This is a genomic window from Kitasatospora sp. NPDC092948, assembly GCF_044754805.1.
Lineage (GTDB): Bacteria > Actinomycetota > Actinomycetes > Streptomycetales > Streptomycetaceae > Kitasatospora.
On record NZ_JBIVPU010000001.1, the window covers coordinates 1027986 to 1040114 of the forward strand.

The window sequence follows — 12129 nt, forward strand, 5'->3', positions numbered from 1 at the left end:
CGGCATGGTCCCACGCTCCGAGGACAGCCTTTTCCGCCGGTCGGCCTTGATGTCAAGTGCGCTTGAACTTGCAGGATGGGTGACGGCGGGGCCGGAACGTCCGGCCGGACGACGGGGTGGAGGCGTGATGCGGGCAGTGTGGCTGCGGGAGTTCGGCGGTCCGGAGGTCCTGGTGCCGGGCGAGGCGCCGGACCCGGTGGCGGGGGAGGGACAGGTCCTGATCGACGTCGCGCACGTCAACCTGACGTTCGTCGAGACCCAGTTCCGGGCCACCGGCCTCGGCCCGTTCACCGGCGCGCTGCCGATGATCCCCGGCAATGGCGTCGGCGGCACCGTCACCGCCGTCGGCCCCGGCGTCGACCCCGAGCTGATCGGACGGCGCGTCATCTCCTCCACCGGCGGCAGCGGCGGTTACGCGGAACGCGCCGTCGTCCCCGCCGCCGGCCTCCACCACGTCCCCGACGGGCTCGCCCTGGACGCGGCGACCGCGCTGCTCGCCGACGGCCGCACCGCCCGCCTGCTGCTGGAGGCCGCCGCACCCGCCCCCGGCACCCGCGTCCTGATCCTGGCGGCGGCCGGCGGAGTCGGCACCCTGCTGGTCCAACTCGCCACCCACGCAGGCCTGCACGTGGTCGCCGCGGCCGGCGGTCCCGCCAAGGTCGCGCTCGCCGCCGAGCTCGGCGCCGCCGAGACCCTCGACTACCGGCAGCCCGACTGGAGCGCCCGCACCGCCCCCGTCGACCTCGTCCTCGACGGCGTCGGCGGCACTCTCGGCCGCACCGCCACCACCCTGCTCCGCCCCGGCGGCCACCTGCTCAGCTACGGCCTGGCGAGCGGCAGTTGGACCGACCTGCCGCAGGACGAGATCGACGCCCGCGGGCTCACCGTCCTCACCCTCCGCCCCACCCCGGACGACGTGCGCACCGCCACCGTCCACGTCCTCGCCGAAGCCGCCGCGAAGCGCCTGCACCCCGTCATCGGCCGCCGCTTCCCGCTCGCGCAGGCCGCCGACGCCCACCGTGCCATCGAATCGCGCGCCACCCTCGGCAAGACCCTGCTGGACGTCCACGACGCGCACTGACGTCCACGACGCGTCTTCACTGACACCCGCGACACGCACTGACGCTCACGACGCGCACGGCCCACAGGACAGGCACTGACGTCCGCACCGGTCAGTCCGAGTTCGCCCACACCAGCACCCCCGGACCGTCCGGGGTGAGCACCGGGACCCAGGCCTCGTCCGCGCAGGGGAGGCGGCTCTCGTCCAGCCGGAGGGCGTGCGGCTGCTCGGTGACGCCGTCGGAGGTCCAGTAGCGGACGTCGGCGACGATCTCGCGCAGCCTGCGCCGCTCGTCGTCCCGCCAGGCGTGCTCCCAGGTGCCGGCGCCGCGGAAGTGCCGCTCGAACAGGTCACGCAGCGCGGCCAGGGCCGCCGGGGCGGACAGCGGCATCAGGTAGCCCTCGACCTGCCCCGATCGGCACGCGGTGCCGCCGTACTGGTGCTGGTGGACGACCCCCGTCGGCGCCTCGACCAGCGCGAACAGCCAGTCGCCGGTGCTCGTGCCGTCGGGGTCGAGGAAGACGAAGCGCCGAAAGCCCATGCCCGCAGTCTTTCGGACCGCCGGCCGCAGGCTCAACGGGATTCCCCGCCGGGCGGGATGCGGCCGGCGGCCCCCGGAAAACGGGTCGTGACCGGCCGGGCGGGCTCGCTAGCATCACGGCATGTCGGATCAGCCGAGGTACACCCCCAAACCCCGCCCCGGCGACCGGGTCGCCGTGCTCTCGCCGTCCTTCGCCGGCCCGGCGCTGTTCCCGCTGCCGCACGAGCTCGGGCTGCGCCGCCTGCGCGAGCAGTTCGGCCTGGAGCCGGTCGAGTACCCGAGCACCCGCAAGCTCGACGCGAGTCCGCAGGAACGGGCCGCCGACCTGCACGCCGCGTTCACCGACCCGGGGGTGACGGCGATCCTGGCCAGCATCGGCGGCGAGGACCAGATCACCGTGATCCCTTATCTGGACGGCGAGTTGATCCGGGCCCACGCCAAGCCGTTCTTCGGGTTCAGCGACAACACCAACCTGCTGGACTTCCTGTGGCGGCACGGCGTGGTCTCGTACCACGGCGGCGCGGTGATGACCGAGTTCGGCCGCCCCGGGGAACTGCACCCGCTCACCGAAGCCTCGCTGCGCGCCGCCCTGTTCGAACGCGGCGAGTTCGAGCTGCGCGAGGCCGAGGACGTCAGCACCGAACTCGGCCGCTGGGAGGACCCGGCCACCTTCGAACGGCTGCCCGCGAGCGAACCCGCCACCGGCGCGTACTGGCACCGCTCCGACCGGGTCGTCGAAGGCGTCAGCTGGGGCGGCAACCTGGAGATCATGCACTGGATGGCCGCCGCCGACCGCCTGCTGCCCGTCGAGGCGTACGCGGGTTGCGTGCTGGTGCTGGAGACCTCCGAGGAGATGCCGTCCGCCGCCGAGGTGTACCGGAGCCTGCGCAACCTCGGCGAACGCGGACTGCTCCGGCAGTTCCCCGCCGTGCTGGTCGGCCGCGCCATGGCCTGGTCGTTCGAGCAGCCCAACGACGCCGAGCAGCGCGCCCACTACCGCGCCGAGCAGCGCGCCGCCGTACTGCGGGCCCTGGACGCCTACGCGCCCGACACCATGGCCGTGTTCGACGTCGACCTCGGCCACACCGAGCCGCAGCAGGTGATTCCGTACGGCGGCCTGATCCGGGTCGACGGCCCGGCCCGCCGCATCACCGTCACCTACTGAACCCACGCCGCATCACCGTCACCTACTGAACCCACGCCGCATCACCGTCACCCACTGAACCCGCCGCACCACCGTCACCTGCTGAACCCGCCGATGGGCTCGTCCGGCCGGGTCGGCCCGGCACCCGTGCCCACCAGCGCGTGCCGTCCCGGGCCGCGCCACCCGGCCTGGCCCGGTCGCCCGCCGACCACGTATCGTGGCCGGGATCGGAACGTGGTGCCCGGGCACCACGGCGAACGGGTACGACGTCGCGCAGGCGGCGGACGGGGGCGGTGACCTGACGGTGGCTGATGTGGCATCGACGACCGGGGACGGGCCGGCGGCGGCCGACCTGGAGGAGACCTTCAAGCTGCCGACCCAGCCTCCGGGCCCCCAACAGGGCGCGGAACCGCGGTCCGCCAACGACCCGTTCGCCACCTCCGTCGGCCTGCGGGTCAACCCGACGCCCCCGGACCTCACCCCCGGCGGCAGCCGGACCGCCCCGCCGCCCACCCCCACCCCGGCCGGCGGCACGCCCGTGCCGCCGCCGCCCGCGATGCCGCCCGCACCGGTGACCACCGGCTGGACCGGCATGATTCCGGTGATCACCGCCGACATGCCGCCGCCGATCGCAGCCGCTCCGGCCCCCGGCGCCGCGTCAACTCCCGTACCTGCCAGTGGAATCGGCAGCGGGCTGCGCGGCCGCATCCTGGTGATCGAGGGCGGCTACGGCGGCGGCCGCCGCTGGGGCCGCGGCGGCACCGCGCACGCCTCCGTGCTGTCCGCCGCGCTGGCCGGCGTCGCCCCGCAGACCATGCTCTCCGCCGACCAGGTGGACGCCGTCCACCTGCCCGGCGCCAACGACCCGCAGACCGTGCTCGCCCACCTGCGCGCCGCCGCCCGCCACCCCGGGCCGCTGCTGATCCACCTCGGCGGCCACCTGGTCACCGACCGGCGCGGAGACCAGATGTACCTGTCGCTGCGCGAGAACAAGGCCTCCGAGAGCCTCCCCTGGTCTGCCATCGCCACCGAACTGCGGCACCGCGGAACCGAGTTCGACACCCTGGTGATCGGCGACCTGAGCGCCGACCCGGTGCTCTGGCCGGCTCTCGTCTCCGCCGCCGGCCAACAGCTGAGCGAAGGCGTGCCGCTGTGGGCCGTCGTCAACCACGACCCCGACCAGCTCGGCACCTTCACCCGCGCGCTGATCGAGACCCTGCACCGCGGCCGCCCCGGCGCCGACCAGCTGCTCACCCCCGAACTGGTGCGCCAGCAGGTCCACTCGGTGCTGCGCTCCGACACCGTGGTGATCGCCGCGCACCCCGCCGACCGCCCGTGGTTCCGCAACACCTCCCGGCAGATCGGCCCCGCCGACACCCGGCCCGTCGCGCCGCCGCCCCTCTCCTCGCCCCCGGCCGCCCCGTCCCCGGCCGCCGCGCGCCCCGCCGAACCGGCCAGGCCCAGGCTCTCGCCCGGCTGGACGCCGCGCGTCCTGGTCTCGCTGCGCAAGGCCGGCGTCCCTGCCACGCCCGCCCGCCGCCGGATGATCGTCTCGCTGGAGCGCGGCGTGCCGATGGTCCCGATGGACATGCCGCTGGTCGACCTCGGCAAGGGCCTCCCGGCGGAGACCGCCGTGCCTGCCGCGCCTGCCACGCCTGCCGCGCCCGCTGCGCCCGTCGTGCCCATCGCGCCGGAGACCGCCGCTGTGTCCGCCATGCCCGGGACCTCCGTGTCCGGGACGGCTGGGTCGGAGCCGGCCGGGTCGGAGCCCGCCGTCCGTCTCGGCAAGGATCTCCCGGCGGAGACCTCCGCGCCCCTGGTGGAACTCGCCAAGTCGGCGCCTGCACCGGCCGGTTCGTACGCCGTGGACTTCGCCAAGTCCGCCGCAGCGCCCGAACCGTCCGGGTTGGTGGAACGCTCCGAACCCGCGGCGGCGGAACCCTGGTTCGACCCGCTGGCCTCGACCGTTCCGCTCACCGACGACAGCCTGGCCACCACCCTGCCGCTGCCCGACCCCGGCTCGACCGGCTCGACCGGCGTGACTGGCCCGACCGTGCAACTCGACAAGACTCAACCGCCGTCCCAGCACGACCCGTTGGCGGCCACCGTGCCACTGGACAAGCCCGGGGCGGACGTTCGGCACGACCCGGCCGCGGCGACGGTGCCGCTGGAGAAGAACGCCCCCGCCGCCCAGCCTGCCGCTGCGCCGTCCGCCGCCGCCCCGTCCGCCGAGGTCCCGTCCGCCAAGGCCGAACAGGCGCCGCCGACCGACTACATGGAGGCCATCGGCGAGATCGTCCGGGCCGCCGAGGCCGGTGACCACGACACCGCCGCGACGCTCGCGCTCGCCCTCGAGAACAAGGCGGTCGCCGCGCACGGCACCCTCGCTCCGGTGGTGCTCCAGGTCCGGCAGGTCCGCGCGCACGTCTCCCGGGTGGCCGGACTGCCCGCGCTGGCCGCCGAGTTGTACCGCCAGGTGGCCAACGCACTGCTTCAGACCGAAGGCACCGAACACCCCGAGACCCAGCGCGCCGCCACCAACGCCGAGGCCTGCTGGCGCGCCGTCAAGGACCCGGCCGAGGCGATCCGCATCGCGCCCGAGATCATAGAGCTCCGCGCCCACCTGCCCGGCCCCGACGGCCGCAAGCTGCGCGCTTCGGAGCGCTACCTCCAGCAGCTCGTCAACGCGAAGGCAGCGGCAGCGGCGATGAATTGACGGACAATCAGCAGTCGTAGGAGCAGGGTGCGTCCGGCGGCGGGGCGCCGACGTCCAGCAGGTGCCGGACGAGGCGCAGGGCCCGGTCGAGGGGGACGGTGTCCTCGTCCGGGTACTCGTCGGCCTGGCCGTTGGCGAGCAGGTAACCGCCGCTCCGGCCGTTCGCGCCCGGGTCGACCGTGTGCCCGCCCGGGCCGTCGGGCCCGTCCAGTAGCATCACCGTCGCCCGCTCGCCGTTGGAGACCACCGCCAGCTGCCGCCCGCGCGAGCTGCGCAGCCAGCTCTCCAGCCGACCCGCGTCGATCCGCTGCCGCAGCCCGGCGACGGCGTCCGGACTACCGATCGCGCCGGGTCCCAGGTCGGTGAACTCCCGGCTCTCGGCTTTCTGTTCGGGCATGCGGGCAGTCCAGCTCCGGGCGCGGCCGCTGCGATCGGGCCACCGCAGCGGCCGGGCTCAGTCGTTGTCGACGGGCAGCAGTCCGCGTTCGGCGAAGACCCGCTTCGCTGCGAGGGTGGCGTTGATCGCCCGGGGGAAGCCGCAGTACGCGGCGGCGTGCAGCAGGGCCTCGACGATCTGGCGAGGCGTCAGGCCGACGTTCAGCGCGGCGTTCACGTGGACCTCGATCTCCGGCTCGCAGTCGCCGAGCGCGGTCAGTATGCCGAGAGTGACGAGCTGCCGGTCGCGGGGCTCCAGCGCCGGGCGGGAGTAGATCTCGCCGAACCCCCAGGCGGCGATCTGGTGCGCCAGTTCGGGGGAGACGTCGGACAGCGCCGCCACCATCCGCTCGCCCGCCTCGCCGTCGATCCGCCCGAGGATCTGCATGCCCCGCTCGAAACGCGCACGGCGGTCGTCGTCCGTGGTCACTCCCGCTCCCTGATGGTTCGACGGCCCGGAGGTCCACCGTAGAGCTTGGACCCGGCCGCACCCGAGGGCCGCGCCGACACGCCCCCCGGCCGGCCCAGCGGAAGCCGGCACCAAGACCCCGAGGCGCGTGGCCCGTGGACCGAGACACGAGACTTGCGGTGCCGAGACCCGCGGAACGGAGCCCCCGGAACGGAGCCCCGTGGCGCGTGGCCCGAGGCTCGCGGCCCGGAAAATAATGGTGCGACGCTCGGCGGAGTCTCGCGCTACACTCGCCGCGACACCGTTGGTACGCGATACGCGGGTTCGCGATTCGTGTGAGCAGAGGGACAGAAACGTGGCGGGTGACGACGACATCTCCGGGTGAGATCCGGATCTGACGGCCACCGGGCCGGCGCACAGGAGCGCCGCGCGGAGTGGTCCGTTTCGTCGTCCCCTTTTTCGCCCGTTTCCCTGGGCAGTGGCCTTTCCCTGCCCTTCAGCACCTTCGAGGTCTCTTCACCATGTCCGACGCTGCCGTCGTCTGCTCCAACCTGTCCTTCTCCTGGCCGGACGACACCCCCGTCTTCCACGACCTGTCCTTCACCGTGCCCACCGGCCGCACCGGCCTGGTCGCCCCGAACGGCTCCGGCAAGTCCACCCTGCTCCGCCTGATCGCCGGTCAACTCAAGCCCACCGAAGGCTCGGTGACGATCTCCGGCACCCTCGGCTACCTGCCGCAGACGCTGCCGCTGACCGCCAACCTCACCGTCGCCGAGGTGCTCGGCATCGCCGAGGTGATCCGCGCCCTGGATGCCGTCGAGTCCGGCGACGTCGCCGAGGAACACTTCGCCACCATCGGCGACGACTGGGACATCGAGGAGCGCACCCGCGCCCAACTCGACCGCCTCGGCCTCGGCCACCTCGCCCTGGACCGCCACCTGAGCACGCTCAGCGGCGGCCAGGTGATCTCCCTCGGCCTCGCCGCCCAACTGCTGCGCCGCCCCGACGTGCTGCTGCTCGACGAACCCACCAACAACCTCGACCTGGCGGCCCGTCACCGGCTGTACGACGTGCTGTCCGAGTTCAACGGATGCCTGCTGTTGGTCAGCCACGACCGCGCGCTGCTCGACCGGATGGAGCGGATCGCTGAACTCGGCAACGGCGAAATGCGCCTGTACGGCGGCGACTTCACCACCTACGAGGAGGCCGTCCGGGCCGAGCGGGAAGTCGCCGAACGCAACGTCCGCAACGCCGAGCAGACCCTGAAGCGCGAGAAGCGCGAGGCCCAGCAGGCCCGTGAGCGTGCCGACCGGCGGGCCAGCAACGCCGCGAAGAACCTGAAGAACGCCGGTCTGCCGAAGATCTTCGCCGGAAACATGAAGCGCGGCGCGCAGGAGGCCGCAGGCCGCTCCGGCCAGGTCCACGCCGCCCGGGTCGACGAGGCCAAGGCCCGCCTCGACGAAGCCGGCCGCGCCGTCCGCGAGGAGCAACGCCTCAGCCTGGAGCTGCCCGACACCCAGGTGCCCGCCGGCCGCAACCTGTTCCACGGCACCGGCCTGGAGGTACGGCTCGGCGGCCGCGACGTGTTCGCCCCCGGCGGCCTCGACCTGGTCGTCCGCGGCCCCGAGCGGATCGCACTGACCGGCCCCAACGGGGCCGGAAAGACCACCCTGATGCGGCTGATCACCGGCGCACTCGCCCCGGACAGCGGCGAACTGCGGCGCGGCGAAGGCCGGATCGCCTACCTGTCGCAGCGCCTCGACCTGCTGGACGAGAGCCGCACAGTGGCGGAGAACTTCGCCGAGTTCGCCCCCGAACGCCCGGAGGCCGAGCGGATGAACCTGCTGGCCCGCTTCCTGTTCCGCGGCCCCCGCGCCCACCTCCCGGTCGGGGTCCTCTCCGGCGGCGAGCGGCTGCGCGCCACCCTCGCCTGCGTCCTGTGCGCCGAGCCCGCCCCGCAGCTGCTGCTGCTCGACGAGCCCACCAACAACCTCGACCTGGTCGGCGTCGGCCAGTTGGAGAGCGCCCTGAACGCCTACCGGGGCGCGTTCCTGGTGGTCAGCCACGACGAGCGCTTCCTCACCGAGATCGGCATCACCCGCCGCCTCCTCCTGGCCGACGGCACCCTCACCGAGACGGCAGCCCCGACCAGCTGACCGCCACCGCCCGCCCGGGGGCCGGCCGCCGAATCTCGCAGCTCAACCTGCCGCGTTCGATGGCGAGTTGATCAGCCCGGACGGGCACCCGGCCGCGGGGAGTCACCGACGGGCGGCCACCCGGGACGATGGCGGGCTGCCCAGTGGGCCGGGGTCCCGGTCCCACGGCAGGTCGCCCGGCGACGACCGCAGGTACATCAACCTGTGCTGCCCGCCGACGGGTTGGCCTTCCTGCCTCGGATCCCGGCGCCTGATCCGTGTCGCCGGAGGCGGGCCGCGCGGCGGAGAGACACGCCGGGTGGTCGGCTTGCGGGGGCTCGTCCTCGGGTTGGTCGGTGCGGACTCTTTGGGAGGTGCGCTGTGCGTCGGCGTGCTTCGCCCGCGTTGGGTGGCCAGCTTGCCGTGGCTCGCCCGGTGGGCTGCTCGGGGTCGGACTGTGTGGGTGCGCTGTGCGTGGCGTGCTGCGCCCGCGTCGGGTGGCTGGCTTGCGGAGGCTCGCCCGGTGGGCTGCTCGGGTCGGACTGTGTGGGGGCGCTGTGTGTCGGGGTGCTTGGCCTGCGCCGGATGGCTGGCCTGCGGGGGCACGTCCTCGGGTTGGTCGGTGCGGACTGTTTGGGGGGTGCGCTGTGCGTCGGCGTGCTTCGCCCGCGTCGGGTGGTCGGCTTGCGGGGGCTCGTCCTCGGGTTGGTCGGTGCTGACGGTGTGGGGGGCGTGCGTCGGCGTGCTTGGCCTGCGTCGGGTGGCTGGCTTGCCGTGGCTCGCCCGGTGGGCTGCTCGGGGCCGAGCGTGCGGGGGCCGCCGCGTCTCGGCGCGCTCCGCCCCCGCTGGGTGGGGTGAGCCCGCTTGCTGCCCAGCCGGTGGCCCTGGCCTGCGGCGGCTTGCCCCGGCGAGTGCTCGCCGCTCAACCGTCCATGCCGCAACCAGCCTTGTTCGCCCGGCGAGTTGATCTGCCCGATCCGAGGCCCGGGCCTCGACTGCCCGACCTCGACTGCCCGACCTCGACCGTATTGGAGTTCCACCATGATTCAACCTGCCCTGATCGCCCACGATTTGGTTCGGATCCTGGGCGGCCGCCGGATCCTCGACGGACTGTCGCTGACCGTCGCGCCCGGGCGGCGTCTCGGGCTGATCGGCGAGAACGGCTGCGGCAAGTCCACGCTGCTGCGGGTGCTGGCCGGCGTGGACGAGCCCGACGGGGGGAGTGTCAGCCGGCCCGACGACCTCGGGTACCTGCACCAGGAAATGCCGTTCGACGATGTCGCCACCGTCGCCGACGTGCTGGACGACGCGCTGCGCGAGGCCCGTGCCGACCTCGCCGAACTCGACCGTCTCGGTGCCGAAGTCGCCGGGCTCGCCGAACTCGCCGAGCTCACCGAACCCCCGGACGGAGACTCGCGCCTGCCCGGCCTGCTGGCCGCGTACGGGGCCCGGCTGGAGCAGGCGCAGGACCGGGAGGCATGGGACGCCGACCGCCGCGCCGACCTGCTGCTCGACGGGCTCGGCCTGGGAGCCGTCGCGCCGCAGCGCACTCTCGGCTCGCTGTCCGGCGGCCAGCGCGGCCGGCTCGCCCTCGCCGCCCTGTTGGTGCGTCGGCCCGCGGCCGTCCTGCTCGACGAGCCGACCAACCACCTCGACGACGGCGCCGCCGCGTTCCTGGAGGAACAACTCCGTGCGCTGCCCGGCACGGTGGTGGTCGCCAGCCACGACCGGGCGTTCCTCGATGCGGTCTGCACCGACCTGATCGACCTCGACCCGGCCGTGGACGGTCCGGTCCGATTCGGCGGCGGCTACCGCGCCTACCTGTCCGTCAAGCGGGCTCGTCGACACCAATGGGAGCGTCAATTCGCCGCCGAACAGATCGAGTTGACGGAGCTGAGGCGCGCGGCGGGGGTGACCGCGCATCGGCTCGCGCCGGACCGCGGGCCCACCGACAACGAGAAGATGGGCTACGGCCACCGGGCCGGTCGGGTGCAGCAGCAGATCTCCCGCCGGGTGCGCGACGCGGCCGGCCGGCTCGCCGACCTGGAGCGCCGCCAGGTGCCACAGCCGCCCGCCCCGCTTCGCTTCGCCCCGGACGTCCTCGCCACCGGACCGGCCGAGAGTGACCCCGACCCACTGGTGACGCTGCACCAGGTCCGGGTGCCGGGCCGACTCATGCTGGACGACCTGGACGTGGCCGCGGACGAGCGCCTGCTGATCACCGGCGCCAACGGCACGGGCAAGTCCACCCTGCTCGCCGTCCTGGCAGGCCGGCTCGAAGCGGCCGGGCACGTCCACCGGCGGCCCGATCTGACGGTGGGGCTGCTCACCCAGGACACCGTGTTCGACCGACCCGACCGCAGCGCCCACGACACCTACGCGCTGACCCTCGGCCCCGAACGGGCCGAGCGCGTCCCGCTGTCCTCGCTGGGCCTCTTGGCCGCCGCCGACCTGGACCGCCCCGTCGGGGATCTCTCGGTCGGTCAGCGCCGCCGCCTCGCCCTCGCCCTGCTGGTGGCCCGCCCGCCGCAGCTGTTGCTGCTCGACGAGCCGACCAACCACCTCTCCCCGCTGCTCTGCGACGAGTTGGAGGAGGCCATGGGCGGCAAGGGCCCGGGCGCGATCGTGGTGGCCGGCCACGACCGCTGGCTGCGCCGACGCTGGCAGGGCCGGGAGATCACCCTGAACCCGTGACCCGCAGGAGGACCCGGCCCGGACCTGTGACGGCCCGGACCCGGCCGGACGCGGCCCGGACCCGCGACGGGTCCGGACCCGGTCCGGACGCGGCCCGGACCCGTCGCGGGCCCGGGCCGGTCGGCGCGCCAAGTCGTCCACCGGTCGGCGCACCGAATCACCTACCGTCCGGCGCGCCGAATCGCCTACCGCCCGGAACGCCAATTCGCCGACCGTCCAGGCGCGCCAAGTCGACTACCGGGCACCGCCGTTGACGTACAGCGTCTGCCCGCTCACGTACGACGCGTCCTCGCTCGCCAGGAACGCGACCACCGAGGCGACCTCCTCCGGCAGGCCCACCCGCCGCAGCGGGGTGCGCTGCGAGACCTCCGCCTGGTGTTCCTCCGGCGTCGCCCCGACCCGCTCGGCCGTCGCCGCCGTCATCGACGTCGCGATGTAGCCCGGCGCGACCGCGTTCACATTGACGTTGAACGGGCCCAGCTCGATCGCCAGCGTCGCCGTCAGACCCTGGATGCCGGCCTTCGCCGCCGCGTAGTTCGCCTGGCCACGGTTGCCCAGCGCCGAACGCGAGCTCAACGACACGATCTTGCCGTACTTCTGCTTCACGAAGTACCGCTGCGCGACGTGCGAACAGTTGTAGGCGCTGGTCAGGTTGACCGACAGCACCATGTCCCAGTCGCTCTTCGGCATCTTGAAGAACAGGTTGTCGCGCGTGATCCCGGCGTTGTTCACCAGGATGTGCACCCCGCCCAACTCCTCGACCACGGCGGCGAACACGGCTTCCACCGCCTCGTAGTCGGCCACGTCGCAGCCGAACCCCCGCGCCGTGCCGCCCGCCGCGACGATCTCCTTGACGGTGCCCTCGGCGCGCTCCGCCGTCAGGTCGACGACGGCCACCGCCGCACCCTCCTCGGCCAGCCGCCGTGCCGTCGCCGCCCCGATGCCCTGCGCGGCGCCGGTCACCACCGCCACCTTGCCGTCGAACCTGCCCACAG

The 12129-nt window shown here is 73.9% G+C and carries 9 protein-coding genes; 5 read left to right on the forward strand and 4 right to left on the reverse strand.

Going from position 1 to position 12129, the window contains the following annotated elements; genetic code table 11:
* Window positions 1-127 precede the first annotated feature (127 nt).
* Window positions 128-1081, forward strand: a complete 954-nt coding sequence (locus ACIQF6_RS04220; RefSeq protein WP_400889882.1) for a zinc-binding dehydrogenase — start codon at window positions 128-130, stop codon at window positions 1079-1081.
* 91 nt (window positions 1082-1172) lie between these two features.
* On the opposite strand, the gene ACIQF6_RS04225 is transcribed toward ACIQF6_RS04220, so the two are convergent.
* A complete protein-coding gene (locus ACIQF6_RS04225; RefSeq protein ID WP_400889884.1) occupies window positions 1173-1601 on the reverse strand; it encodes a DUF6210 family protein in 429 nt (142 codons plus the stop codon).
* A 121-nt stretch (window positions 1602-1722) separates the two neighbouring features.
* Here ACIQF6_RS04225 and ACIQF6_RS04230 point away from each other — a divergent pair, with 121 nt between their 5' ends.
* Together ACIQF6_RS04230 and ACIQF6_RS04235 are read left to right on the forward strand one after the other, a co-directional pair.
* Window positions 1723-2766, forward strand: coding sequence for a S66 peptidase family protein (locus ACIQF6_RS04230; protein ID WP_400889886.1), 1044 nt, complete (start codon window positions 1723-1725; stop codon window positions 2764-2766).
* A gap of 292 nt (window positions 2767-3058) precedes the next feature.
* Window positions 3059-5461, forward strand: coding sequence for a hypothetical protein (locus ACIQF6_RS04235; RefSeq protein WP_400889888.1), 2403 nt, complete (start codon window positions 3059-3061; stop codon window positions 5459-5461).
* A 7-nt stretch (window positions 5462-5468) separates the two neighbouring features.
* On the opposite strand, the gene ACIQF6_RS04240 is transcribed toward ACIQF6_RS04235, so the two are convergent.
* Together ACIQF6_RS04240 and ACIQF6_RS04245 are read right to left on the reverse strand one after the other, a co-directional pair.
* Entirely contained in the window at window positions 5469-5858 is a 390-nt protein-coding gene (locus tag ACIQF6_RS04240) for a hypothetical protein (protein ID WP_400889890.1), read from the reverse strand.
* A gap of 57 nt (window positions 5859-5915) precedes the next feature.
* Window positions 5916-6284 carry a carboxymuconolactone decarboxylase family protein gene (locus tag ACIQF6_RS04245; RefSeq protein ID WP_400890119.1) on the reverse strand — a complete coding sequence of 123 codons (369 nt, stop codon included), beginning with the start codon at window positions 6282-6284 and terminating at the stop codon, window positions 5916-5918.
* Between the two features lie 542 nt (window positions 6285-6826).
* Here ACIQF6_RS04245 and ACIQF6_RS04250 point away from each other — a divergent pair.
* Window positions 6827-8461, forward strand: a complete 1635-nt coding sequence (locus ACIQF6_RS04250; RefSeq protein ID WP_400889892.1) for an ABC-F family ATP-binding cassette domain-containing protein — start codon at window positions 6827-6829, stop codon at window positions 8459-8461.
* A gap of 1020 nt (window positions 8462-9481) precedes the next feature.
* Window positions 9482-11134, forward strand: coding sequence for an ABC-F family ATP-binding cassette domain-containing protein (locus tag ACIQF6_RS04255; protein WP_400889894.1), 1653 nt, complete (start codon window positions 9482-9484; stop codon window positions 11132-11134).
* A gap of 234 nt (window positions 11135-11368) precedes the next feature.
* On the opposite strand, the gene fabG is transcribed toward ACIQF6_RS04255, so the two are convergent.
* On the reverse strand, window positions 11369-12127 hold the full coding sequence (gene fabG / locus ACIQF6_RS04260; protein WP_400889896.1) for a 3-oxoacyl-ACP reductase FabG: 759 nt from the start codon (window positions 12125-12127) through the stop codon (window positions 11369-11371).
* Window positions 12128-12129 lie beyond the last annotated feature (2 nt).

Coding starts and splice junctions, on each gene's coding strand:
- ACIQF6_RS04250 (WP_400889892.1), top strand. CDS start 6,827: ATGTCCGACGCTGCCGTCGTCTGCTCCAACCTGTCCTTCTCCTGGCCG.
- ACIQF6_RS04220 (WP_400889882.1), top strand. CDS start 128: ATGCGGGCAGTGTGGCTGCGGGAGTTCGGCGGTCCGGAGGTCCTGGTG.
- ACIQF6_RS04230 (WP_400889886.1), top strand. CDS start 1,723: ATGTCGGATCAGCCGAGGTACACCCCCAAACCCCGCCCCGGCGACCGG.
- ACIQF6_RS04255 (WP_400889894.1), top strand. CDS start 9,482: ATGATTCAACCTGCCCTGATCGCCCACGATTTGGTTCGGATCCTGGGC.
- ACIQF6_RS04245 (WP_400890119.1), bottom strand. CDS start 6,284: ATGCAGATCCTCGGGCGGATCGACGGCGAGGCGGGCGAGCGGATGGTG.
- ACIQF6_RS04225 (WP_400889884.1), bottom strand. CDS start 1,601: ATGGGCTTTCGGCGCTTCGTCTTCCTCGACCCCGACGGCACGAGCACC.
- ACIQF6_RS04240 (WP_400889890.1), bottom strand. CDS start 5,858: ATGCCCGAACAGAAAGCCGAGAGCCGGGAGTTCACCGACCTGGGACCC.